Origin of the sequence: Pseudomonas sp. efr-133-TYG-5 (genome assembly GCF_030209175.1) — a bacterium.
In the GTDB taxonomy this organism is placed as follows: domain Bacteria; phylum Pseudomonadota; class Gammaproteobacteria; order Pseudomonadales; family Pseudomonadaceae; genus Aquipseudomonas.
The window spans coordinates 39,234-63,694 of record NZ_JARVSM010000001.1; the positions used below are offsets into that span (position 1 = coordinate 39,234).

Here is a 24,461-nt window from a genome sequence, read left to right on the forward strand (position 1 = left end):
GAGATGGCGGGGAAGTGCGCCGACTACTTCGCTTCGCTCTCGGAAGACGCGCTGGTTTCTGCAGCGGCCTCGGCAGCCAGCTTCAAGCGTTCGGCCTTGCTGATGTATTTCGGCTTCTTGGGCGCCAGTTTGGCGCTGGCCTTCTTGGCTTTTTCCTTGAACAGCTGCTGCAGTTTTTTCTGACGGTTCATGTTGTCTCTCGGTTTGATGAGGTGGGCTGTGCGTCGGCGCGCTGAAAGGGCAGCGCCGCCGGCGCCGGATCGCTTCCGCCGTGGGACTGCGCCACGGGTTGCGGCTGCAGATGAACAGGAGATTGATCCAATAGATGGCGAGTCGTGCGCGCGGGATAGCCCATGCCGAGTTGCCGCGTCGGCCGCGGCAAGACGAGTTGGGCGTATGGTAAGGGTGAAAGAGTAAAGTGGCCAGACGGTTTTGCTGGCGGCTGCGCACGTCTTCGAGCCGACGCGGCTGGTTGTGCGCCGAGCCGTTCGAGGGTATTTATCCGCGGCCACCTTGGAATCGGCCAACGCGCCCTCATAACAGGCGCACCACCCAACCACTCTCAGGGGAAGGACTGACCATGACCAACCAAACCGAAACCGCCATTCTTGCCGGCGGCTGCTTCTGGGGCATGCAGGACCTGCTGCGACGCTATCCCGGCGTGCTGCACACCCGGGTCGGCTACACCGGCGGCGATGTGCCGAACGCGACCTATCGCAACCATGGCAATCACGCCGAAGCCATCGAGATCGTCTTCGACCCGGCGCTGATCAGCTATCGGCAGATCCTCGAGTTCTTCTTCCAGATCCACGACCCGAGCACTCCCAACCGCCAGGGCAACGACCGCGGCCCGAGCTATCGTTCGGCGATCTACTACCTCAACGAGGAACAGCGCGATATCGCCGAGGACACCGCGGCGGACGTCGACGCTTCCGGCCTGTGGCCAGGCCGCGTGGTCACCGAAATCGAACCGGCGGGGCCGTTCTGGGAGGCGGAACCGGAGCACCAGGATTACCTGGAGCGCATCCCCAACGGCTACACCTGTCACTTCATCCGGCCGAACTGGAAATTGCCCAAGCGCGGTTGATAGCCGGCCGCGTCAGCCGCCTGGCGCTGCGTGATACTCAGCGTTTTGCGCCAGGCGTGAAATCTGATTTGCGGGTGTTGCGATTGAGGACGGGGGCAAGCGTGATGGTTCATGCCGTTGCCTGAATGGCTGATGGCCAGGACAGTCGATCTACATTTTCACGCTTGCGGCTGAAAAACCACGGGAGTTCTCGATAGCGCAACGAGTCCTCCCGTCCTGTTCGCCGATCGGCGGGTCATGTGGTCAGGAGAGGCGCGTCAATCTCGTTCTCTGGCAGCGCAATATGGCTGTCACCCGGGGTCAGAATGACTTTTCGGCAATCGTCTTCTTTCTTGTCAAAGATCTTGTAGCCTTCCGCGGCCTGCTCCAGTGACAGCCGATGGCTGATGATGACCTCCGGTGCAAGGCGGCCCGTCTCGATATGCCCGAGGAGTTCGGGAAGAAAGCGGTGCACATGGGTCTGGCCCATTTTGAAGGTCAGCCCTTTGTCGAAAGCGTCGCCGAACAGGAAGCCGTGAATGAACCCGGAGTACACGCCCGGGACACTGACGGTGCCACCTCTTCTGACAGCCGCAATGCACTGACGCAAGGCCTTGCCACTGCTGCCTTCGAGCTTGAGCGTCGCGAGTACGGTTTCCGTGGTGCTGCCCTTGGCTTCAAAGCCAACCGCATCGACGACGCCATCGACCCCGCGCATGCCTTTGGTCTGCCTGATGATCGTATCGGCAGGATCGTCGTCCTCATCGAAGTTGATCGGAATCACCCCATAGGTTTTCTGCGCGTAAGCCAGGCGATAAGGGTGGTGATCGACCATGAATATCTGTTCGGCGCCGAGCATCCTTGCACAGGCTGCGCTCAACAAGCCGACGGGACCTGCGCCATAGATCGCGATGCTGGAACCGTTGCCAATGCCGGTGTTGGTAACCGCCTGATAGGCCGTTGGCAGAATGTCAGACAGGAACAGCACTTTTTCATCCGACAGCGTACCTGGCACCTTGAAGGGGCCGGTGTTGGCTTTCGGCACACGCACGTATTCTGCCTGCCCGCCAGGCACACCGCCGTACATATGACTGAAGCCGAAGAGCGCAGCCCCCGGTGGGATCGCCTTTTTATTGATGATTGCCCCACGCCCGGTATTGGTTGTTTCACAGGCAGCGAAGAGATCCATCGCGCAGAAAAAACAACTGCCGCAGGCAATCACAAACGGGATCACCACGCGGTCGCCGGGTTGCACGGCGGTGACCGCCGAACCGGTTTCCTCGACGATGCCCATGAATTCATGGCCGAAGATATCGCCATGTTCGACCGTCGGAATTTTGCCTCGATACAGGTGCAGGTCGGATCCGCAAATGGCTGTGGCGGTGACCCGCAGAATGATGTCGTCACTGTCCTCAATGACCGGATCGGCAACGGTATCGACTTTGACGCTGTGTGCGCCGTGATAGGTGAGTGCTCTCATGACGTCTTACCTGACTTCAGCTGGATGGTAAGTGGGAGAGGAGCAGGGGCGAAGGTAAGTTCAGAATGATGCAGATGCAGATGACTGGCGGTTGACGGCGGCAGGTCCATTTCGACGGGAGCGTCAGTCCTGAATGTTGTTGTTCTTTTTTCCGGCGAAGTTTTTTCTGAGCCCACGAAGGTTCATCAGGAACAGACAAATCTGCAGAACGATCAATGCACTGGCCCCGGCATAGGCTCCCCATATCACCCAAAGCACGTTGCTCAGGCCGAAGCATACGAAGCCAATCATGCGGCGCCCTGGTCGTTGCGACCCGATCAGCCATGCCGCAAGGACGGTCACAAGCATTGCAGGCCATTGAATCAAATCCAGATAAATCAAGATTCACTCCCGAACGTGTCATGTCTTCAGCTGTTCAACGACATCGGCTTGGCGCCACCGGCAGGCAAGCCAAACAGCTTGCGTACCGCGTTGAGAAACGCACCGTAAGGTCGTCCGAGGCAGAGCATCATCACGGCCGCGCCAAGCGTGCCGCGCAGCAGGCCGGCACCCGATGCGCCACTGAAGGCAATGATCGCCGCATAGATGGGCACCTGGAAACTGACCAGGGCGATGCTGTCCCAGAGCATTTTCGACAGCCGACGCTCACTGGCGCGCTGCATCAACCAGTCTCGCCATACACCGTAGGGCCGCGCGACGGGCACCATCAGCAGCGCCCCGAGCAGGCGAGCATGCAGCACCTGATCCCAGGACATGCCGGCGATGAACCGTTCATTGAGGATGCCGGTGGTGGTGAAAAACACAATCAGCGCGGTGGTGTCCGCGATAAACGCGGTGCGGCGCGTTGGCTGTCGCGAGTGTTGAGGCAAATGGATCTCCCGGTGTGCTTGAACAACCTGATTCGAGGCCTGCTGCAGCTCATCGGTAGGATGCTCGGCACACCGTATCGGTTCAAACCGGTGAATTTGCCGGGCCGAAAGCTGCACCGCAGGGGTCAGGGGTCGGTCGGTTTTATCGCGATCGTTGCTGGGCGTCTACTCTGAACGCGCAAGCGGAACTTTCTGGGTAATCGCGTGGAGCAGTGGCATGTACACGAACTGGAGTGGTCAGGTGGCATTGGTCAGTGGGGCGGGCAGCGCACAGGGGATTGGCCTGGCCATTGCGCGCAAGCTTGGCGATCTGGGCGCAAAGTTGGTCATCACCGGCAGCAGTCCCCGTATCCTTGATCGCGTCGCGCAATTGCGTGCGGCAGGTTATGAGGTGCAGGGGCGGGCTGCGGATCTCACCCGACCCGATGAGGTCGACGCACTGGTGGCCTGGGCGCAAGCGCTATGGGGGCGGATCGACGTGCTGGTGAACAACGCCGGCATGGCGATTCAGGGTGAAGGCGAATCGTTCGCTGACCTGGCTGATATGAGCGTCGAGGTGTGGAACACCGCCATCGCCCGTAATCTGACCAGTGCATTTTTGCTGACCCGGGCGGTGTTGCCGGGCATGCAGCAGCGCCGTTACGGACGCATCGTGCAGATCAGCTCGACCACGGGCACCCGCGTCAGCAACCCGGGCGAGGCCGCGTATGCCGCGGCGAAAGCGGGGATGGTGGGCATGAACATGAGCCTGGCGCTGGAAGTCGCGCCCTACGGCATTACCGTGAACGCCGTGGCTCCCGGGTGGATCGCGACGGCGTCCAGCACCGCCGAGGAAATGACCGCCGCACAGTATGTGCCCGTAGGGCGTGCCGGCAGGCCTGACGAGGTCGCGGCGGCGGTGGCTTTTCTTGCGTCGCCGGAGTCCAGCTACATTACCGGCGAGCTTCTGGTGGTCGATGGCGGCAATTGTCTTTCCGAGAACAAAGGGCCGCGTTGAGGTTGTGGCAGCGGCTATCCCCTCGGCAGAGCGGATTGACCCGTTTGAGTCGTTCAGGGTTGCCGGCAGCGCTGTGGGGATCGGCGAGGACAGCCAGGCGACTCACGCAGGACGGCGAGCCCGTGTGGTGTCCCGGGAGGGCGGACAGCCGAACTGGCGGCTGTATTCGCGACTGAATTGCGACGGGCTTTCGTAGCCCACTCGGTAACAGGCGCTCGCCACATCCAGGCCTTCGCCGAGCAGCAAGCGGCGGGCTTCCTGCAGGCGCAGCTGCTTCTGATATTGCAGCGGGCTCATGGCCGTCACTGCCTTGAAGCGGTGATGCAAGGTCGAGCTGCCCAAATTGGCCACGCGGGCAAGTTCTTCGATGCGCAAGGGTTGCGTGTAGTGGTTGTTCAGCCAGTCGATCGCCCGCGTCACCCGCCGAGTCTGCGAGTCACCGAGGGCCAGCTCATACAGGCGACTCCCATGCACACCGCGCAGCAGGCGGTAATACAGCTCGCGCAGGACGAGCGGCGCCAGCATGCCGATGTCCCGCGGCGTCTCCAGCAGCCGCACCAGGCGCAGCATGGTTTCCAGCAACGGCACATCGACTTGTTCGAGGAACAGCCCGCGTTCCGGCTCGTCCGGAACGCCCGTTGGTGGAGCTTCTGCGATGACCTGGGCGATCTCCGTGGGCTCGAAATCGAGCCGGATGCACAGGTAGGGCGCCTGCGGACTGGCAATCAATACACGACCCGACACCGGCAGGGTGACCGATACCACCAGGTAACTGAGCGGGTCGTACAGGTAATGCTCTTCAGCCAGGCCGACTTCTTTCTGCCCTTGGACGATCAGGCAAAGTGCCGGTTTGTGGACGGTATGGATCAGCTCCGAGGGCGTGTCGAAACGAATGACATGCAGCGGGGCGATGGCGGTCTCATAGACGCCGGGGGCCGTAAACCGTTGGGTCAGCAGGCGGACCAGTTCATCACGGTAGACGGCGGTGTTCTGCAGGATGAAAGCGTCGGTTTTTTCCATTTCAAGGCTCTCACAGGGGTTGGCGGTCACAGCTCAGCGCCATGGCCTGTGTCTGTCTCCCTGGCGTGTGCTCAGACTACGTCGTTGAACGCAGCGGTGTTAGGGCGATACTGCCGCAGACTTGCCTGATCCTCTTTGGCCCTTCGTTGAGGCTCATAGCTTTGATCGCTTGCCCACGGATGAAGCGCGTTGTTCACCGACGTGCGCGGGTGACGCACTCGCTCAGCGCCATCTGACGCGGTTCTGCCGCTGTTGTTCACGCCGACACGAATAGGCAAGTGTTGCGCAGGTTTCGGCACGCGCCAACCCGGCCAGTGCCCTTAACCTTTTCGACGTACCCCGCAGCATCGACCGCGCCAACGGCGGTCGGAGCTGACATTCAATGCATGGCGCAGGAGATACGGATATGTCGAACATCAACAATAAAGTTGTACTGATCACCGGAGCAAGCAGTGGTATTGGCGAAGCGGCGGCGAGGCTGATCGCCGCCAGAGGTGCCCATGTGGTACTCGGCGCCCGGCGGACCGAACGCCTGGAACAACTCGTGAGCGAGATCCACGCCGAGGGTGGCTCGGCCAGTGCCTGCGCACTGGACGTGACGGATCTGCAGTCGATGCAGGCATTCGTGGCGTTCGCCAAGGCGCAACATGGCAAGATCGACGTGATCATCAACAACGCCGGGGTGATGCCGCTGTCTCCCCTGAGCTCGCTGAAGGTCAACGAGTGGAACCAAATGCTCGACGTCAACGTTCGCGGGGTTCTGCACGGTATTGCCGCCGTCCTGCCGGACATGGAGGCGCAAGGCTACGGTCAGGTCATCAATATTTCGTCGATCGGCGGTCTGGCGGTCTCTCCGACAGCGGCGGTGTATTGCGCGACCAAATTCGCGGTCAGGGCCATTTCCGATGGTCTGCGCCAGGAAACGGACAAGATCCGAGTCACCGTGGTCTGCCCGGGCGTGGTCGAGTCCGAGTTGGCCGATTCCATTTCCGATGAAGTGGCGCGAGAGGCCATGAGGAACTTCCGGCGCGTGGCGATTGGCCCAGACGCCATCGCGCGAGCACTGGCCTATGCCATCGAGCAGCCTGACGATGTCGATGTCAGTGAGATTGTGGTTCGCCCGACTGCCAGCCCGCACTGAACAGTTCGGCAAACGGCCTGTGTGGCCAGGGAGGCAGCCGTTGAACAACGGCTGCTTTTCGTACCGCCGATGGCTCGGGAACAACGATTGAAGAGGCTAGGGCGCGGAGCCCTAGCAGAGGGGACATGTCACGCTTTTTTCTTCGACGACTTTTCTGCTTTATCTGATTTCTTGGCCTTGGCTGGCTTGCTATCGGCCTTTTTTGCAGCTTTCTTGGGTTCGGCGTCTTTTTTCTTGTCCTTCTGTTCCTTCTTGTCGGAAGATTTCGAAAGCTTCGATGCTGCCGCTGACTTCTTCTCTGGCGATGACTTCTTGTCTTTCAATTCCTTACTGGCTTTTGAAGACTCACCTTTGCTTTTCTTCTCGTCTTTAGCCACGTTGATCACCTCTAGGAGTATGCCGGTATTGGCACATCGCCTGTGGGATTACCCCCAAGCTAATCATTAGGCGAGCACCGCCAAACGCGGTTCAAATTTTTTGCGGCGTCGACGTGGCTGCTGGCAGACAGACCGACAGTCGGTGCAAAGCAATGACAATGTGCACGCGGGCATCAAGTCAGATCCACACGTCGTTCTGTGCCGTGCGGGCGTCGTCTTCATGACCGGTATTCAGGATGCCCCGCGGCTCGATCATCATCAGTTTCGCCTCACCCTGTGCCGCCGTCCTGTGCATCACGCCGCGTGGCACCACGTACAGCTCGCCCGGATTGACGTGCACGCAGCCCTGCGGCAGGTCGATGCGCAAGGTGCCTTCGAGGACAAGAAAGGCTTCGTCGGTTTCCGGGTGCGAGTGCCAGATGAACTCGCCTTCGATGCGCACGACCTTGAACTGGTAGTCGTTCATTTCCGCGACCACCCGGGGGCTCCATTGCTGGTCGATCAGCGAAGCCTTGTGTGTGAGGTTGATGGGGTAGGCTGCGGGTTGGAGATGGGCGTTTTGCATGACAGTTCCTCGGAAGTTGGAATCGTCAGCCTAGCGAGCGGTGGATCGACGTTCTTGTACGATCCTGCAAGTCAGCGTGCAGAGCGCAAGCGTTCCAGCCAGCGCAACGGGGGCACGCCGTAGCAGCGGGTGAAGTGCCGGGTCATGTGACTTTGATCGTGAAAACCCGCAGCCAGGGCGGCATCCACCAGGGTGAATCCGTCGAGAATCAGACCGCGAAAGCGATCCAGCCGGCGCAGGGTGACGAACCGGTAGGGACTGGTGCCGTAGAGAGTGCGGAAGTCGCGCGACAGGCTCCAGCGTTCACGCCCGCTGGCTTGTTCGAGCATCTCCAGGGTGATGCCCAGGTGCAGATGTTCGAGGATGAACGCCCGGGCGCGTTCCGCCGCGCGGTAATCCAGGCGCTTGCGCCCGCGCGGCTTGCCGGCGACGGCTCGGAGCGCCATGGCCAGGTCGTACAGGGCGTCCTGTTCTTCCAGGGTGTCCAGAGGATGATCGATTGCCTGAACGAACGCTTCGCTGGCCTGGTACAGGCGCGGATCGTTGCTCAGCCCGCCGGCAATGAAGGGCAGGGGCTCGCCACCCAGGACATTCTGCAGCAGTGCCGGATCGACGTAAGCCATGCGGTAGCGAAATCCCGCCTCGGTGCCTGCCATGCCATCATGGAGCTCGTCAGGATGCAGCACCAGCGTGTTGCCGGGTATCCCGTGGCGCAGCGAACCCTTGTAGTGAAAACTCTGCACACCTGCCAGCGTCCGCCCGATCGAGTAGGTGTCGTGGCGGTGCGGATCGTAGCCGTGGCTGCCGAACCACGCTTCGATACGCTCGATGCTGCCGGGCTGAGCGTTGCGGATGACCCAGTCGGCGTTGCCGGGTTTTGAGGGGCGCTGAATCGACATCGTCTGGCGTCCTGCTTCATCGTTTAATTTGGCCGGCCTTGCGCGTGCTCAGCAACATACCGATCCACAGTCTGCCACTCAACATCGCCGACACAAGGGCGATATCAGACAAATATCGCCGGGCGTGACACCGGCGCTCGACCGGTACCGGCAGATCGCGATGCATGCCAGGATGCCGGCCCGGTCAACTTCATTGGAAATGGATGTCAGCACATGTTCGAACGTAACAGGCTCGTTCCGGAATTGATGGTCACCGACCTGGCAGGCAGCCTGGCTTTCTGGGTGCATTGCCTGGGATTCCAGGTCGCCTATCAACGGCCGGAGGACGGATTCGCCTACCTCGACCTGGAGGGCGCGCAAGTCATGCTCGAGCAGGTTGATCCGAATGCAGGGCAATGGCTGACCGCGCCCCTGCACAAGCCCTTCGGCAGAGGCATCAACCTGCAAATTGATGTGCAGGCTGTCGCGCCCATCATGCAAAGGCTCGGTGAGGCGGGAGTCGACCTCTACCGGGCGTGCAAGGACACCTGGTATCGGGCAGGCCTTGTCGAAGCAGGGCAGCGCGAATTCATCGTGCAGGATCCTGATGGCTATCTCGTTCGATTGGTCGAGCGGTTGGGTGAGAGGCCAGTCAGTCCGGATTGATTGGTTGGCGCACTGGCGGGCAGTTCGCCATGGCCGCTTTCAGGTAGACCGAGCGCACAATGATGAACTATCGAGAGGTCGGGTTCAGCGTGCGCTTGGTTTTTCAAACGCCAACTGGTAGCGTGCCGCACCTCACTGTATTGCCCGGCCCCATTCGTCATCGTTGCCCCGCCAGGGCCGACGCACGCGGGTAGCCGCTGCCCGCTCAGGGGCGCCGACGCAGGATGCATCGGGCGATGCACAGTCATTCGCAAAGGGAGTTCACAATGACGCAAAACAGCACTGTGCTGTCCGGTATCGAGCTGGACCAATTCATGGATCGTCTCGAGGTCGAGCATCAGGAACACGGCGCCGACTACCTGCTCGGCCAACTGCGCGCCCAACCGTTGCAGGCAACCTCGCTGGACTCGATCGACCGGCTGCACACGCTGTGGGTCAACGCCGGTGACGCTGACGCGGCCAAGGCGGTACTGGCCGCCGACGGTCAGGCGCTGATCGAGGCGACGCCTGACCAGGCGCGCAACGAACTCAAGGTCATCCTGCTGATTTACCGGCTGCGCTTGAGCAACTACCTCAAGGACGAGCAGGGCCTGCTGACCGCGCTCGATGCCCTGCAGCAATTGAGCACCGAGCCGCTGCCGTTCGACCTCGAGCCGCACCGGCGCCATCGCATTTTTGACGATCTGCAACACGCCACCCTCGACGTCGCCCTCAAGGCCATCGAGGTGCGTCACACCCTGGCCCTGGTCAACCCCGGCCGGCATGCCTTGCGCGCCTGGGACGATGCCGACCAGCACCGGCGCCGCGCCCGGGTGCTGGCCACCCATGAACGGGACGCCGACGCTCGCGATGCCGCGCTGGCGGCGATTGCCGCGTTGCGCACGGCCGCTGACGATCAGGATGTCGACGCCAACGACTGGCTGTGGCTGGGCGATGCGCTGATCGAGATCGTGCCGCTGCGCCTGGCGATGTTCGAGCAACCGGTGGTGCGCTTGATCGCTGATTTGTCGCTGCCCCGACGTCGGGAATGGGAAGTGCGCCTGGCACGTCTGGCCGCTCGTGCGCTGCAGGCCCAGGGCGACCTGGCCGGCGCCCTGAACATCTGTGACGTGGCGAGTATGAGCCTGGAGTCCTGCGGCGGTGACAACTTCGTTGAATACCATTTGCCCTGGCTGCTGGAGCACGACCGGATCGACGAAGCCGGGCAACGGGCGTTCATGGAAATCTACGAGACGCGCGGCGACATGTGGCCGGGCACGGCCTACTGGGTGCACGATCGCCTGCTCGAAGCCGAGGATCAGTCGGCGTGGTGGCCGTTGTGCGTGATGCGCGCCTGTGACGATCAGACGGTGCTGGAGCGGTTCATTTCCGGCCTGCCGTGGCGTGACGAATCGACGCCGTCCCTGGGCCCGTTGCTCGATGCACTGCATGCCGCGCGCGGGGACCTTGAGCAGATCGACAACGTCTTTGCCCAGGCCCTGGCGGAAGCCCGGCGCCGCGCGCCGAACCACCCGTGGATCACCCGCCTGCTGGCGGTGCGTGAACGTCAGGCCGAACGCATCGACGCCAAGACCGAATTGTCGATGCTACGCGAAGCCATCGTGGCCGGCAATCTGCAGGATCACCGCAGCCTCTACAGCCTGTTCAACGCCCATGCCGATGTCCACGGGATCATCGATGCCTTGCGCCAACCCCTGCCGCCAATGTCCAGTGGCATGTACTACTACCAGTTCGCCAACGCCATCGACGATGTGGTCGAAGCGAAAGTCGAGGATCTCTCGGAGGAGGAAGCCGATCAGGCCTGGTCGCTGCTGCGCGAAGTGCAGAAGGTGGCCTACGAACACGGTCAGGCGCGTTTTGAGCAATGCTTCGCCAGCGGTCGAGGGCACCGTTTCGATGCCTGTGCGCACCTGTATTCGATGCTGTGCAATAACCTGGCGATCAACTACCGCTGCTACAACGACCAGCGTCTGTATGCCCAGGCGCTGGAGTTGCACACCCGTGGCATCGCCGCCAGCTCGTTCGCCGAACATTATCAGGGCATTCTGCGCAACCGCATTCTGCTCGGGGACAACCCGGGTGTCGCCGAAGCCGCCGAACAGCTGTGGCACTACGCAGCCGACTACGGCTACGGCCGCCACGACCCGGAGGAATACCTCGAGGACGTCGCCCGCGCCCTGTATCGCCTGGACCGCGAGCGCGAAATCCTGATCTGGCTGGAGCGCATTCTCAAATGGCAGCAAGAGTCTGGCGTCAGCGACAAGGAGCTGGAGTACTCGCCGCTGTTCGCCCGGCTGAAAGTGGCCATGTACCTGTCGTACAGCCTGCCGGAGGCGGCCACCAGCCTCTGGTTGCGTTACGCGCCGTACGTCGACGAACGTCAGGAACCGTCGCTGCTCGGCTGCGCCGGCGATGTGCTCAAGGGCCTCGGGCGCAATGAAGAGGCCGTGGCCTATTACCAGCGTGCCATTGAGCGCAGTGATCCGAACAACGCCGTTGACCAGGGCAACAATGAACTCTTCCGCCAGAGCATCGCCGCGCTGCAGGCGCCGGCGAAACCGGCCGGCAAGGCCTGGTGGCAGATATGGAAGTGACCGCGCCGCTGCGCCAGAGCGGCTACGCCCCGCGCAATGCACTCAATGCCGATCAACTCAAGCGCGGCATCGCCGAGCGCAGCAAGGCCCGCGGCGATGCGCCAGAGGTGAACAAATGGTTGCTCAACCATTTCTACCGGCATCTGGTCGGCAACTTCGAGCCGGCGCGGCGCATCCTGACCCTGGAGCAGGCCGTCGAGGTACTCGGTGCCGAGCCGCCGTCGTGGGTGGCCAGGCATTTGAGTGACGCTGAAAAAGCACCGCAGCAGGCGCCTGCACCATTAGTCTGGGTCGATCCGCAGCAGGCACCGTTGCTGGCCCAGGAGGCGTTGCTGGTGGAGTTCCTGACGTCGCGCCAGGGCACGGCGCTGGCTGGCAAACTCGACCGTATCAACTGCCCGCAGGCGCTGGCACTGTGGCAAAAGGAACACGCGCAGATGGCCGCGCGGGTCGAGCAGGGCTGGCGCCAGAGCCAGCCCGAGGCCTTGCTCACGCGGGTGACCACTGCCGAACACGTATTGCAGGAGCTGCGCCCGGAGAGTCCTTTGCTGCGCGCGGAAATGGCTTTTGAAAGCTATGTGATGCGCCACTGCCTGGGCCAGTTCGCCGATCGACGCGCGTTGACCGGCGGCTATGGCGAGCGCTACGCCGAGGCGGTGGAGCTGGGCAGCCTGCGCGTGTTCAGTTTTCGCGATGGCCAGGGGCAGCCCCACATCACCATCAGCCTGATCGTCCAGGACGATGGCACGTTGACCGTCGAACAGGTCAAGGGCAAGCAGAACCGGCCGCCGGTCGAACGCTATTACCAGGACCTGCTGCAATGCCTGAATGCCTTGGGCACCGATCAGCAGACGCCTGCCGACTGCATCGCCATCGGCATCGTGCGCACCGAAGCGGGTTGGCTGCGCATCGAAGAGGTCAGCGATCCGACTGCGCAGACGCGCCTGGTCGCCCGTTATCCGCAGCTGTACGAGCGCCTCGAGGCGCCGTCGGCCATGGTCGAATGGCTGGTGGCCGGGCGGCAGCCGCAGCAGTTTCGGCACATCGCCCCGCAAGCGGTGTCGGTCAAATACGCCACCCGCCATGTGTTCAACAAGCGCATCGAACGTCAGCCGAATGACCCGCTGTACCTGACCGAAGGCGTGCCGTGGCCTGACATGTCTTCGCCCCAGGCCGAGGAAATCCAGGCCTGGCAGGCCCGGGCAAGGTAAGGAGAACGGTATGTTTTTGCTTATCGCGACACTGGTTTGCGCCTGGTTGCTATGGCGCACATTTCGCCCACGTGGCGCCGCACCCGTATTCAGCCAGCGCAAGCACTGGTCGCTGTTGCTGGCCAAGCCCATGGCCGATGCGATGGAAGTCGACGGGTTCTACTCGCCGACGTGCGATCACTTCACCGAGGAGGCGCAGACGATCTTGCGCGCCGCGCTGCTGCATCAGGCCGGCATACGCAGCCACAGCAATGACGAGGCGGTGCGGGCGCACTTCAGCGCCACGCTCGAACAGCAATGGTTCGGTCTCGACCTGCAGGCACTGACGGCCGAGGATGAGCCGCGTGCGGCCATGGCCTTTGCCTGCGCGCGCGTGGCGTTCCTGGTGCGCTGTGCATGGCTGATGCGTTGGCTCGAGCCCGATCTTGCCTGGCGGGTGCTGCTGCTCAATGCGCAGCGCGCACAGGACTGTTTCGACAGCTGGGAAGCGTTCGGCAGCGCCTACGCGCTGGGGCGCGAGCAGTGGGTTGCGGCGTTTCGCGTCGACTCGCTGGGCGAAGCGTTCGACGAACAGCACTTGCGCCAGTTGCTGGCGCCCGGCAGCGGTGCCTGGGCCGATATCCCCTGGCGTACGCCAACGTTGAGCCCGGCGCTGGCGCGGTAACGGCGTAGCGCCGACACAGGGTCAAACCTGATGAGGTCGCAACTCACGCACCAGTTCAATCAACGCGCGCAATCGCGCCGGCACGAAGCGGTGCCCCGAGTAATAGAGCCGCAAGCCGCCAAACGCCGGGCACCAGGGCTGCAGCACTGGCACGAGGGCGCCGCTGGCCAGTTCTGCCTCGATGAACCACTCGGAAATGAAGCCGATGCCAAGGCCCAGCAGCATGGCTTTTTTGATCGCCAGCATCTCGTTGAACGCAAAGCGCACGGGTAGCTCCATCTGCAATTTCTCGCCGTCGCGCTCCAGCTCCCAGGCGTAGAGACCACCGTGGGCCATGCGCATGCCGATGCTTTGATGGTTGAGCAAGTCCGACGGGTGCAGGGGCACGCCATGCCGCTCGAGATAGTCGGGCGTGGCCACCACGAGCATGCGGATGTCGTCCGACAGCGCCACGGCAATCATGTCCTGCGGCACGGACTCTGCCAGGCGGATCCCGGCGTCGAACCCTGCAGCGACGATGTCGACCATGCCGGATTCGCTGACGATGTCGATGCGCATCTCGGGATAGCGCTGCGCGTACTGCTCGAACAGCGGCTCCAGCAGCAGGTAGGCCGCGCCATGCGGGGCGTTGATGCGCAGTGTGCCGCTGGGTTGGTCGGGGCCGACGCTGGCCTCTTCGCCGGCACTGATGATTTGCGCCAGAGCCGGGGCAATGCGCTCGACATAGCGTTGGCCGACGTCGGTGAGGGCCACGCTGCGCGTGGAGCGGTTGAACAGGCGCACCTTCAGGCGCGCTTCCAGGCCAGCCACCGCGCTGCTCACGGCGGTGGTGGACATGCCCAACTCCTGCGCCGCGCCACGAAAGCTGCTGCGCCGCGCTACGGCCAGCACCACTTCCAGTTCGGTCATTCCGGTTCTGTGCATTGATTGTCCTGAAAATACGGATGTTTCATCCGCCGAAGCATAGCTTATCGGAACAGTCCGGCGTTCTTAGACTTCGCTTCACCGCGGCTCGATTCAGGCGAGCCCCTTGAGCGAGGAATGATCATGCACCGCATTGAACACATCTACATCAACGGCGAGTTCGTCGTCCCGCACGGCCAGGAATGGTTCGACCTGCATAACCCCAGCACCGAGGAGGTCATCGGTCAGGTGCGCCTGGGCGACGCACTCGACGCACGACGGGCCATCGCAGCGGCGAAGGCGGCGTTTCCGGCCTGGTCGCGTACCACACGGGAGGAACGCGTTGCCGCGCTGCAACGCATGCACCGGGCCGTGGTGGCCCGGGAGGAGGAGCTGCTGCAAGCCGTCCTTGTTGAATACGGCGCACCTTCGAGTCGTGGACGCTGGATGGCCACCTATCCGGCTGAAGTGATTGCCCAGGCAATCGATGCGCTGCAGGCCTTCGATTTCGAGGAACAGGCCGGCATGGCCAGGGTCATTCTGACGCCTGTGGGCGTCAGCGGTCTGATCACGCCGTGGAACAGCAATGCCGGCTTCATTTGCAACAAACTCGCAACCGCGTTGGCGACAGGCTGCACAGCGGTGATCAAACCCAGCGAGATGAGCGCGTTGCAGACGCAGGTGGTGTTGCAAGCGTTGCACGAGGCGGATCTGCCGCCAGGGGTGTTCAATCTGGTCAACGGGCGCGGCGATGTGGTGGGAGAGGAAATCGCCCGTCATCCCGACGTGGCGAAAATCTCCTTCACCGGTTCATCCGCTGTCGGCCAGCATCTGGTCAGAACCGCTGCCGCCACCCTGAAACGGGTGACGCTGGAACTGGGCGGCAAGTCGCCCACCGTGGTGCTCGACGATGCGGATTTCCACGCGGTGATGCCGATGGTGTTGCAAGCCGGATTTCTCAACAGTGGCCAGGCGTGCATCGCCGGTACACGTATCCTTGTGCCGCGCACGCGACTGGGGGAATTCGAGAGGGTAGCGAAGGCGCATGTGTCACAGATTCAATCGGGGGATCCGCATGACGCGGCAACCGACATCGGCCCGATGGTCAGCCAGAAACAATGGGAGCGAGTGCAGCGCTACATTCGTATCGGTCAGGAAGAGGGCGCGCGGTTGCTGGCCGGTGGTGAAGGTCGTCCGGCGGGCCTTGACGGCGGATGGTTCGTCAAACCCACGCTCTTCACGGATGCGCACAACGGCATGCGCATCGCGCGGGAAGAAATTTTCGGCCCCGTGCTGACGATCATTCCGTATGAGGATGACGCCGACGCGATCAGCATTGCCAACGATACGGACTATGGCCTGAGCGCCCTGGTGTTGGGCAAAAGCCCCGAGCGCTGTGTGAAGATCGCCCGTCAGATCGAGGCGGGACGCGTGCTGATCAACACGCTGGCCCATGAGCCACGGGCGCCTTTCGGCGGATTCAAGCAATCCGGCCTTGGCCGGGAAATGGGTAAGTGGGGGATGAGCGCCTACCTGGAGCCGAAGACGCTGGTGGTGTCCGACCCGTTGAAATAACCGGGTCGGGGGTTGCTGATGGTCACACCGCTGGCGCGGCAATCGTTCTGGAGCGCCAGGCAAAAGCCAGCACCATCAGCAGCCCGAGGCCGGCCATGGCCGCCCCGGCCAGGGAAATCGCCGGGTAACCCAGGCCGCTGTTGATCACCGCGCCACCGAGCGCCGCGCCAATCGCGTTGCCGAAGTTGAATGCGCCGATGTTCACCGCCGAGGCGAGATTGGGCGCGTCCTTGGCCGCTTCCATGACGCGCATCTGCAGCGGCGGCACCAGGGCGAAGCTGGCGATCCCCCAGATCAGGATGGCCACGGCGGCCGGCAGCGGCCAACGCATCAGTACGGTGAACGCCAGCAGGACCACGATCAGCACGCTGAGCGAGGCGATCAGGGTGCGATCGATCGAGCGGTCAGCAGCCTTGCCGCCCCACATGTTGCCCAGCGTCAACCCGACGCCGTACAGCACCAGCATGGCGGTGATGTACGCGGTGGATGCATGGGTTTCGCTGCTGAGGATCGGCGCGATGTAGGTGAAAACGGTGAACATCGCACTCGAGCCGACGACGGTCAGCGCCAGTGCGCCCAGCACCGGACCGCGCCCGAGGACGCGGATTTCCGCCAGCACACCCACACCTTTCGGTGCCGGCAGGTTGGGCAGGGCGAACCACAACGCAGCCATGGTGATGAAGCCGAGAGCGGTAATTCCCCAGAACGCGGTGCGCCAGCCGAACAGTTCGCCAAACCAGGCGGCCAGCGGTACACCGCCGATGGTCGCCAGGGTCAGGCCCATGAACATCGCGGCTACCGCTCCGGCACGTTTTTCCGGGGCGACCACGCTGGCGGCGACGATGGAGCCGACGCCGAAGAACGCGCCATGGTTCAGCGAGGTCACCACCCGGGCGACCATGAGGCTGGAGTAATCGGTGGCCAGCGCCGACATCAGGTTGCCCAGGGTGAAAATCGCCATGAGCCCGATCAGCAGGTAGCGCCGGGGGATCCGGCCGGTAGTCAGGGTCATCAGCGGCGCGCCGAGCAATACGCCCAGCGCATAGGCACTGACCAGCAAACCGGCGGCGGGAATGGAAACACCGAGGTCGGCAGCGATACCCGGCAACATGCCCATGGGGGCGAACTCTGTTACGCCGATGCCAAAGGCACCGACGGCGAGTGCAACAAGGGGTGGATTGATACGCATGGAAAGCTCCTTATCTATGCCGCAGATGCTACGATCCAGGCTTTTGATCCGGTAGATAGCATTTTTGGTAATCAGCTTTGCGCGGGAGGCACAAGTGGATTTCAACGGCAGGTCGGGTGAGATGAGCGTGTTCGTCACCGTGGCGCAGGAAGGCAGCCTGTCAGCCGCTGCGCGTGCCCTGGGCCTGACACCCTCGGCAGTCAGCCGGATCATCGCGCGCACCGAGCAGCGTCTTGGCACCCGCCTGCTGTTGCGCACCACCCGGGCGATCACGTTCACCGCCGAGGGCGAAGCGTTCCTGCGCGGTGCCCGGCGGATCCTGGCGGACATGGACGAGGTCGAAGAAGCCATCGCCGATCAGGGCGTACCCCGGGGGCGATTGCGGGTCAGTGCCGCCCTTGGCCATGGGCGGCTGGCCATCGTTCCCTTGGTCGCCGCCTTCAGCGCGCGTTACCCGAACATCGTCGTCGACCTCACCCTCGGCGACGAGGTGGTCGACATTCTCGGCGGCCAGGCGGACATCGCCATACGCTTCGGCCATTTGCCCGACAGCCCGCTGACCGCCCGGCGGATCGGCGACACCGGCCAGGTGGTGGTGGCCTCGCCGGCGTATCTGCAGCGTCACGGCAGCCCTCAGGAACCGGAAGACCTGCTCCGGCACAACTGCCTGCGGTTCAATTTCCGTCGTGCCGAACCCAACTGGCCGTTTACCCGCGACGGCAGGGAGTTTTCCCTGAAGGTCAGCGGCAACATCGAATGCAGCAGTGGTGAAGCTCTGGCACAACTGGCGCGGGTTGGCGCCGGGATTGCGCGGATCGGTGAATTCACTGTCAGCGAAGATCTGCAACGCGGCGAACTGATACCGCTGCTGGAAGCCTGGAACCCCGGCGATCGGGAACCGATTCATGCGGTGTTCGTCGGTGGCCCGGCAATGCCGGCGCGAGTGCGCCTGTTCGTGGACTTCTTGCTCGAACATCACCGCATGTAAGCGGCGCTCCACGCGGTCGGCGCGGTAACAGTGGCGCGCTGACCCCGGCGTCTATATCCGCGCAAAAAAAAGTCTGCGCCTCGCGCCTGCCCGCCGGTCAATGCGGCGGAACAGGGGCGAGGCGCAGGCCTGGTACGCAAGGTCGATCAATAGTCCCAGAACGCCGCAATCCAGCGGAAGGCCTCGCCGTCGACCGCCACGCGACCGACCGAAGGGAAGGGCAGGTGCGTGGCGACGAACAACTCGCCACTCGCTGCGGCTTCCTGCAGCAGGCGCACACGCACGTGCACCGATTCTTGCGGATCGTGCTCGAAGCCGTTGTGCCACTCAGGGTGGTCGAAGGCCACCGGGAACAGGGCGTCGCCGGCGAAAGTCAGGCGTTCACCGCCGGAGTTCACGTAGACCACACAATGGCCGGGCGTATGCCCGCCGGTCATCTTGGCGACCACACCCGGGGCCACCTGGTACTCAGTGTCGAAGATGTGCAATTTGCTGCGGTACTGCTCGATGAACTGTCTGGCGGTTTTGCGCAGGACATCGGGCACCGGTTGCGGCATCTCGGTCTGGGTGAAGTCGGGCGTGCTCCAGAAGTCGACTTCGGTGGCGGTGACGTGGATGCGGATATCGTCACGCAGACGCTTCCTCACGTCTTCGACGAGCAGGCCGCCAACGTGGTCCATGTGCATGTGGGTGATGATCACGTCAGTGATCGACCCGAGCTCGACACCGGCAGCCTCGAGACGCTTGGGGAACTGCCCGGCACGCGGGAATCCCGGAAACTGCCCGCCGAGCCCGGCGTCGACGAGGATGGTCTGCTCGCCGCTGCGTACCACCAGCACGTTCAGCGCCCAGTCGAACATGTCCGGGCCCAGGTGCATGTCTTTGAACCATGCCGCGCGGGCTTGCGGATCGGCGTTGGTCGACATGGTTTCGGTTGGCAGCGGCAGCACGCCGTCACTGATCACCATGACGTCGATGTCGCCGAGCCGCAGAGCATAGCGCGAGGGCACCAGTTCTTCAGTAGGCGCTGGTTGTGAGGCATCGTCCTGCCGGGTGAAGGTTGTCAGAGGCATGTTCATGTTCGTTCTCCTGTGGTGTGGCGCGAATGTCACGTTCGCGAAGGCATGGCGAGTGCGCGAGGCTCAGGCCACCGGGATCAGCGGATCGGCGGCGGCCAGCGCGGCTTGGCGGTCGGCGGCCGGTGGGTAGATCCACACGGTGTTGATTTGCGTCTTGAGTTGCTTGGCCTCCTCGCCAACCAGTTTCAGCTGACGATCCCAGCCTTCGGTGTACACCGCGCCCCACGCGCCCAGGTCCAGGCAGGTGACGTACTTGGGTTGGCGGTAGGGCATTGGCGCGACGCCGAGCATGTCCGCCGCCGCGTTGTTGCCGGCGTAGCGGCCGAGGCTGATGGCGTGCTGGCAGGACATCGCGGCGTAATTGCCGAGGTCGTCAGTGGCGGCATAGGCCACATCACCGGCGGCGAATACGTTGTCCTGGCCACGCACCTTGAGGTTGCCGTCAACGTGCAGACGGCCGAGGCCATCGCGCTCGCCGGTGAGCTGTTCGGTGAGCGCGCTGGCGCGGAAACCGACGGTCCAGATCACCGTGTGGCTCTCTATATGACGACCGTCGGCGAGGGTCACGCCGTTGGCGTCCAGCGACGCAACCGTCGCCCCGGTGATCCACTCGATGCCCAGTGCCTCGGACGCCTGAACGATCGAAGGACGGATGCCGTCGCCCATGGTCGCGGCGATACCTGCACTGCGATCGACGACGATCACCCGCACGTCTTCGTCGGCGCCCAGCACCGCACGCAGGCGGGCGGGCATTTCCGTGGCGGTCTCGATGCCCGTGAAGCCGCCACCGGCAACCACGACGGTGTTGCGGGCGCGGCTGGCCGGTTGCTTGCCGAGTGACAGCAGATGACGTTCCAGGCGCGCCGCCGATTCGATCTGGTCGACGTTGAAGGCGTACTCGCTCAGGCCCGGGACCGGTGGGCGCGACAGTTGGCTGCCGGAGGCCAGGATCAGTTTGTCGTAGCTCAGTTCGCCAGGGCGCCCGGCTTCATCGCGATAGCCGACGCGGCGTGTCTGTTCATCGATGCGCTCGGCGGTGCCTTTGACGAAACTCACGTTCACCGCGTCGAGCAGCGCATCCAGCGGGGCGAACATGCTGTGCACATCAGGCTCGTAGAAGCGCGGACGAATGCGCAGCTCGGCTTGCGGTGCCAGCAGGGTGATTTCCACGTCCTGGCGGTCATGCATGTCCAGCAGGCGGGCGGCGCTCAGGGCGCTCCACAGACCGCCGAACCCTGCGCCAATAACCAGAAGTTGCTGTTTCATGATGTGCTCCCGACTCGAATGGATGAATGAAACTTGAAGCAGGCGTTCAAGTTCGCATGACGATCTATCGCAGTTCCGAGATTGAGGTTCTGGGAGCAATCGTCCGCTGTGGGTTCATGCTAGGGCGGACAACTTCGCCGCGCACTTCTCCATCGGTGTGGGCGCATTACGCATGCGTTCAACGGCGCTATACGAAGGTATAGGGAGGCAAGTTGCAGAGGCAGATCAGTGAGTCTTGCGCACGGCTGCTTCTATGCAGTCGAGCAACCGGTCCGGCTCGAACGGCTTGCGCAGGCAGGCGATCACGCCGGGCATGTTCGGCGTGATCCGCAGGTTTTCCCCCGGGAAGGCGGTGATGAAGATCACCGGGATGTGCAGGCCGCGAGCGCGCAATGCGTCATACAACTGCACACCGCACATGCCGGGCATCTGCACGTCGCAGATCAGGCAACGGGCGAGCAGCGGGCCTTCGGAGTCGAGGAATTCCCGGGCGGCGGCGTAGGTTCGCGCCTGATAGCCGATGGAACGCAGCAAGCCCTCCAGGGCGATGCGCAGGGATTCATCGTCGTCGACCACGGCGATGACCAGGTTTTTGCGAGCGTGATGGTTTTGCATTGTGTCGGGCACTCATGGCGGCGCCTGCCGTACTTGCAAGATACGCCGTCACCCCGGGCGGAGAAGTTATACCTAGGTATAAGCCAACCAGGCCTTGGTATCGAATACTTCCATAGCCAAGCGCCGTTCAATTGCCGGTTCAACAAAAACGCTCAGCGAAGATACCCAAGTATAACGACGACTATCCAACGGATAATTTTGCTGCCCCGATGTACAAAAGACGCCGGCGCTGCATCGGCATACGCTGGCCACATTGCCCCTGCGCGTGTTCCGACATTGCGCTCTTGCGCTGTTCGAATCCAACTTCTCCCGACAGGCCGACAGCATGAACAGAAACGATCTACGGCATGCCGACATCAATCTGCTGGTGGTTTTTGAAACCATGATGCGCGAGCGTAACGTGACCCGTGCAGGGGAGCGCCTGTTTCTCAGTCAGGCCGCCGTCAGCGGCGCACTGGCGCGACTGCGAGCCATGTTCGACGATGCCTTGTTCATCCGCACCGGCCGGCTGATGGAGCCGACGGCTCGCGCCGAAGAAATCCACGCGCGCCTGACCCCGGCACTCGAAGGCATTGCCCAAGCCCTGAGTTGCAGCCAGACATTCGATCCGCGCAGCAGCGACGCCTGCTTCCACGTCGGGCTTTCTGACGATGTCGAGTACGCACTGTTGCCGACGCTGCTCAAGCCGCTGCGCAGCGAGGCGCCGAACGTCACGCTGGTGGTGCATCGGGTGGATCAGTGGCAGTTGCCGCAGTTGCTGGCCAACGGTGACATCTCCGTGGGCATCAGCCTTGCGCAGGAACTGCCGGCCAACTCGCGCTGCCGTCGTCTGCGCCCGATGAAATCGCGAGTGCTGCGCGCCGATTCGGCCAGTGGCCCGCTGTCTCTGGAGGAGTTCTGCCGGCGCCCGCACGTGGTGGTCTCGACGCAGGGCAGCGTGACCGACGAGGTCGACCGCGCGCTGGCCCGCCTGGGGCGGCAGCGGCGGGTGGTGCTGGCGGTCTCGCAATGCAGCGTGTTGCCTGGGGTACTGGCGGGCAGTGATTTGCTCGCCGTGGTGCCGGATTATGTGGCGCAGACACTGCTGGCCCATCCAGGGCTGTACAGCGATTGCGCGCCGCTGTCACTGGCGAGCCCGGACCTGTGCATGGCCTGGCGCGGCACCCATCACGATGACCCGCGCGAGCGTTGGCTGCGCGATTGTTTTTCTCGTCACCTGGCGCAGCCGGTCGAGCGCCCGCGGGTGTTGGCAGTGGCGTGAAACAGGGTGTCAGTCGGCACGGCTGAAGCGGCTGCGGTAGTCGCGCGGGGAAATGGCCAGGTGGCGCTGGAACGTGGTGCGCAGACGTTCTTCGTCGGCGAAACCGCAGGCGCGGGCGATCTGTTCGATGTTGCGCGGCGAGTTCTCCAGCAGACGCTTCGCCGCCTCTACGCGCAGCAGCTCGATGGCCTTGGCGGGTGTGCGTCCGGTGTGCTGTTTGTACACCCGGGAGAAGTTGCGCAGGCTCATCTTCGCCTGTGCCGCGAGGCGCTCCACGGTCAGTTCCGGATCGCCGAGGTGTTCGGCCAGCCACACGTGCAAATCGTCGAATGCCGAGCGGTCCTGGGTTTGCATCTGCAACAGCGTGCTGTACTGCGCCTGCCCACCGGGGCGCTTGAGGTAGACCACCAGTTCCCGCGCCGCCTGCATGCTGATCTCGCGGCCGCAGTCGGCCTCGACCAAGGCCAGCGCCAGGTCGATGCCGGCGGTTACGCCCGCCGACGTCCACACGGCACCTTGCTGGATATAGATCGCGTCGGCATCCACTTGCAGAGCGGGGAAGCGTTGCTGCAGCGTGTCGCACATCGCCCAATGGGTGGCGGCGCGGCGGCCGTCGAGCAGGCCGGCCTTGGCCAGCAGAAACGCGCCGCTGCACACCGAGGCCACGCGCCGTGCGCTGGCGGCCTCGCGTTGCAGCCAGGCCACCAGTTCGACGTGGCTGTCCAGGGTCTCGCAGATGTCGGGGGCGCCGGGCACCACGAGGGTATCGGTGACGGCCAGATCAAGGGCGGCAAATGGGCAGGTGTCCACCGCCAGGCCCTCGACGGTGTTCACCAGGCCGCCCGCAAGGCTTGCCGTGCGCAACTGATAGCCGGGCAAGCCGCGCTGGGAGAGTGCCTTGCTGGCCGCCCAGAACACCGTTTGCGCCCCGCTCAGGTCAAGCAGGCCCATCTGCGGGTAGGCGACAAATACCACGTCCCGTGGCCAGGGTTGAGGGTGGGTCGAGCGACGCTGGATCGGGGAAGTCGTCATGCAATCCTGCCTGTTCGAATGGCGGCTGAGAGAGGGCAGCGCCGGGCGTTTGCAACGCGGTGGGGCTGGCCGTTTTTCAGGGGTTTCTGGCCTAACCACCGCGCGTGCCGGCGTGCTAGTTTTGCTCGACGGGCAACTCCTTGTGCCAGCGCGCGCTGGCGGGCCTGAGGCCTGCAATCACTGGCCAGGCGCTCCGTGACCGCCTGGCTGGCGCATTGTCGTGGCTGTCATCATGAACTATCTTTTTTGACCTGCACACTGCCGGTGATGCGGTCCCGTCAAGGAGGCAAGATGACCTCGTGGTCGCCTACACATCCGGCACACAGCCCGCAGGCTCTCAAGGAGCCGTTGGTCTATGTGGTCGATGACGATGAGTCCATGCGACTGGCACTCGACGGCTTGTTGCGCTCGATTGGCCTGCAGGTGAAAACCTTCGAATCCTCCCAGGATTTTCTCGCGTCAGCGCAACGCGATGTGCCCGGTTGCCTGATCCTCGATGTACGCCTGCGCGGTGAAAGCGGTCTGGCGTTCCAGGAACAGATGGAGAAGAGCGGTGTGCGCACTCCCATCGTGTTCATGACCGGTCATGGCGATATCGCCATGACCGTCAAGGCCATGAAGGCCGGTGCGGTGGACTTTCTGGCCAAACCGTTTCGGGATCAGGACATGCTCGATGCCGTTGCCAGTGCCCTGGCGCGCGACAGTGAACGGCTGCGGCTCGAGCAATCGGGCGCCGCCCTGCGTGATGCCTTCGCGGCGCTGACGCAGAGAGAGCGGGAAGTTCTGCGCTTCGTCATCAGCGGGTTGATGAACAAGCAGATCGCCGCGCAGCTCAACCTCAGCGAGGTGACGGTCAAGGTCCATCGTGGCCAGGTGATGAAGAAACTCGGTGCGCGCTCAGTGGCCGATCTGGTGCGCATGGCCGAGTCACTGGGCGTTGAGCCTTCGCACCGCAGCGCCTGAGCGACGCCTGTGCCGCATTGGCCAAACCGCCGCAGAGCTTCACGTTCAATCTCATAGAAAAT

General features: G+C 63.2%; 25 protein-coding genes. 11 read left to right on the forward strand and 14 right to left on the reverse strand.

Annotated elements, in window-relative coordinates:
• Positions 1-23: 23 nt before the first annotated feature.
• A complete protein-coding gene (locus QRN70_RS00150) occupies positions 24-191 on the reverse strand; it encodes a DUF2986 domain-containing protein (protein WP_285415123.1) in 168 nt (55 codons plus the stop codon).
• A 389-nt stretch (positions 192-580) separates the two neighbouring features.
• Between QRN70_RS00150 and msrA the strand changes: the two genes are divergently transcribed.
• On the forward strand, positions 581-1,087 hold the full coding sequence (gene msrA, locus QRN70_RS00155) for a peptide-methionine (S)-S-oxide reductase MsrA (protein ID WP_285415125.1): 507 nt from the start codon (positions 581-583) through the stop codon (positions 1,085-1,087).
• A gap of 235 nt (positions 1,088-1,322) precedes the next feature.
• On the opposite strand, the gene QRN70_RS00160 is transcribed toward msrA, so the two are convergent.
• From QRN70_RS00160 to alaE, 3 genes are all read right to left on the reverse strand, one after another.
• The gene (locus QRN70_RS00160; protein ID WP_285415126.1) at positions 1,323-2,546 is read right to left on the reverse strand and encodes a zinc-dependent alcohol dehydrogenase; all 1,224 of its coding nucleotides are present in this window, start codon (positions 2,544-2,546) and stop codon (positions 1,323-1,325) included.
• 123 nt (positions 2,547-2,669) lie between these two features.
• Entirely contained in the window at positions 2,670-2,894 is a 225-nt protein-coding gene (locus QRN70_RS00165; protein ID WP_502941565.1) for a hypothetical protein, read from the reverse strand.
• A gap of 59 nt (positions 2,895-2,953) precedes the next feature.
• Complete coding sequence (gene alaE / locus QRN70_RS00170) at positions 2,954-3,415, reverse strand: L-alanine exporter AlaE (protein WP_285415128.1); 462 nt, start codon at positions 3,413-3,415, stop codon at positions 2,954-2,956.
• 217 nt (positions 3,416-3,632) lie between these two features.
• On the opposite strand from alaE, the gene QRN70_RS00175 reads away from it, so the two are divergent.
• On the forward strand, positions 3,633-4,412 hold the full coding sequence (locus QRN70_RS00175) for an SDR family NAD(P)-dependent oxidoreductase (RefSeq protein WP_285415131.1): 780 nt from the start codon (positions 3,633-3,635) through the stop codon (positions 4,410-4,412).
• Between the two features lie 102 nt (positions 4,413-4,514).
• Here QRN70_RS00175 and QRN70_RS00180 read toward each other — a convergent pair whose 3' ends face one another.
• Complete coding sequence (locus QRN70_RS00180; protein WP_285415133.1) at positions 4,515-5,432, reverse strand: AraC family transcriptional regulator; 918 nt, start codon at positions 5,430-5,432, stop codon at positions 4,515-4,517.
• Between the two features lie 406 nt (positions 5,433-5,838).
• On the opposite strand from QRN70_RS00180, the gene QRN70_RS00185 reads away from it, so the two are divergent.
• On the forward strand, positions 5,839-6,573 hold the full coding sequence (locus QRN70_RS00185; protein WP_285415135.1) for an SDR family oxidoreductase: 735 nt from the start codon (positions 5,839-5,841) through the stop codon (positions 6,571-6,573).
• 128 nt (positions 6,574-6,701) lie between these two features.
• Here the strand turns inward: QRN70_RS00185 and QRN70_RS00190 are convergent, their stop codons facing one another.
• From QRN70_RS00190 to QRN70_RS00200, 3 genes are all read right to left on the reverse strand, one after another.
• Positions 6,702-6,959 carry a hypothetical protein gene (locus tag QRN70_RS00190; protein ID WP_285415137.1) on the reverse strand — a complete coding sequence of 86 codons (258 nt, stop codon included), beginning with the start codon at positions 6,957-6,959 and terminating at the stop codon, positions 6,702-6,704.
• 169 nt (positions 6,960-7,128) lie between these two features.
• The gene (locus QRN70_RS00195; RefSeq protein ID WP_285415139.1) at positions 7,129-7,515 is read right to left on the reverse strand and encodes a cupin domain-containing protein; all 387 of its coding nucleotides are present in this window, start codon (positions 7,513-7,515) and stop codon (positions 7,129-7,131) included.
• Between the two features lie 71 nt (positions 7,516-7,586).
• On the reverse strand, positions 7,587-8,414 hold the full coding sequence (locus QRN70_RS00200; protein WP_502941482.1) for an AraC family transcriptional regulator: 828 nt from the start codon (positions 8,412-8,414) through the stop codon (positions 7,587-7,589).
• Between the two features lie 213 nt (positions 8,415-8,627).
• Here QRN70_RS00200 and QRN70_RS00205 point away from each other — a divergent pair, with 213 nt between their 5' ends.
• From QRN70_RS00205 to QRN70_RS00220, 4 genes are all read left to right on the forward strand, one after another.
• A complete protein-coding gene (locus QRN70_RS00205; protein WP_285415141.1) occupies positions 8,628-9,059 on the forward strand; it encodes a bleomycin resistance protein in 432 nt (143 codons plus the stop codon).
• Positions 9,060-9,325: 266 nt separating this feature from the next.
• Positions 9,326-11,653, forward strand: coding sequence for a tetratricopeptide repeat protein (locus tag QRN70_RS00210; RefSeq protein WP_285415143.1), 2,328 nt, complete (start codon positions 9,326-9,328; stop codon positions 11,651-11,653).
• Positions 11,644-12,864: a hypothetical protein gene (locus QRN70_RS00215; RefSeq protein WP_285415145.1), complete on the forward strand. Its 1,221-nt coding sequence runs from the start codon at positions 11,644-11,646 to the stop codon at positions 12,862-12,864. Before QRN70_RS00210 ends, QRN70_RS00215 begins: the two co-directional genes overlap by 10 nt.
• 10 nt (positions 12,865-12,874) lie before the next feature.
• Entirely contained in the window at positions 12,875-13,528 is a 654-nt protein-coding gene (locus tag QRN70_RS00220) for a DUF1266 domain-containing protein (RefSeq protein WP_285415147.1), read from the forward strand.
• A 21-nt stretch (positions 13,529-13,549) separates the two neighbouring features.
• On the opposite strand, the gene QRN70_RS00225 is transcribed toward QRN70_RS00220, so the two are convergent.
• Positions 13,550-14,452 carry a LysR family transcriptional regulator gene (locus QRN70_RS00225; RefSeq protein ID WP_285415148.1) on the reverse strand — a complete coding sequence of 301 codons (903 nt, stop codon included), beginning with the start codon at positions 14,450-14,452 and terminating at the stop codon, positions 13,550-13,552.
• Between the two features lie 123 nt (positions 14,453-14,575).
• Between QRN70_RS00225 and QRN70_RS00230 the strand changes: the two genes are divergently transcribed.
• A complete protein-coding gene (locus QRN70_RS00230) occupies positions 14,576-16,006 on the forward strand; it encodes an aldehyde dehydrogenase family protein (protein ID WP_285415150.1) in 1,431 nt (476 codons plus the stop codon).
• Between the two features lie 22 nt (positions 16,007-16,028).
• Here the strand turns inward: QRN70_RS00230 and QRN70_RS00235 are convergent, their stop codons facing one another.
• Positions 16,029-17,195, reverse strand: coding sequence for an MFS transporter (locus tag QRN70_RS00235; RefSeq protein WP_285415153.1), 1,167 nt, complete (start codon positions 17,193-17,195; stop codon positions 16,029-16,031).
• Between the two features lie 94 nt (positions 17,196-17,289).
• Between QRN70_RS00235 and QRN70_RS00240 the strand changes: the two genes are divergently transcribed.
• On the forward strand, positions 17,290-18,183 hold the full coding sequence (locus tag QRN70_RS00240; protein WP_285415154.1) for a LysR family transcriptional regulator: 894 nt from the start codon (positions 17,290-17,292) through the stop codon (positions 18,181-18,183).
• Positions 18,184-18,329: 146 nt separating this feature from the next.
• Here the strand turns inward: QRN70_RS00240 and QRN70_RS00245 are convergent, their stop codons facing one another.
• From QRN70_RS00245 to QRN70_RS00255, 3 genes are all read right to left on the reverse strand, one after another.
• On the reverse strand, positions 18,330-19,262 hold the full coding sequence (locus QRN70_RS00245) for an MBL fold metallo-hydrolase (protein ID WP_285415155.1): 933 nt from the start codon (positions 19,260-19,262) through the stop codon (positions 18,330-18,332).
• Between the two features lie 63 nt (positions 19,263-19,325).
• Positions 19,326-20,528: an NAD(P)/FAD-dependent oxidoreductase gene (locus QRN70_RS00250; RefSeq protein ID WP_285415157.1), complete on the reverse strand. Its 1,203-nt coding sequence runs from the start codon at positions 20,526-20,528 to the stop codon at positions 19,326-19,328.
• Between the two features lie 225 nt (positions 20,529-20,753).
• Entirely contained in the window at positions 20,754-21,143 is a 390-nt protein-coding gene (locus tag QRN70_RS00255; RefSeq protein WP_285415159.1) for a response regulator transcription factor, read from the reverse strand.
• Positions 21,144-21,468: 325 nt separating this feature from the next.
• Here QRN70_RS00255 and QRN70_RS00260 point away from each other — a divergent pair, with 325 nt between their 5' ends.
• Positions 21,469-22,404 (forward strand): LysR substrate-binding domain-containing protein, encoded by a 936-nt coding sequence (locus tag QRN70_RS00260; RefSeq protein ID WP_285415160.1) that lies wholly within the window; start codon positions 21,469-21,471, stop codon positions 22,402-22,404.
• 9 nt (positions 22,405-22,413) lie between these two features.
• Here the strand turns inward: QRN70_RS00260 and QRN70_RS00265 are convergent, their stop codons facing one another.
• Complete coding sequence (locus QRN70_RS00265; protein WP_285415161.1) at positions 22,414-23,436, reverse strand: GlxA family transcriptional regulator; 1,023 nt, start codon at positions 23,434-23,436, stop codon at positions 22,414-22,416.
• A 291-nt stretch (positions 23,437-23,727) separates the two neighbouring features.
• Here QRN70_RS00265 and QRN70_RS00270 point away from each other — a divergent pair, with 291 nt between their 5' ends.
• Complete coding sequence (locus tag QRN70_RS00270) at positions 23,728-24,399, forward strand: response regulator transcription factor (RefSeq protein ID WP_285415162.1); 672 nt, start codon at positions 23,728-23,730, stop codon at positions 24,397-24,399.
• The last annotated feature ends 62 nt before the right edge of the window (positions 24,400-24,461 follow it).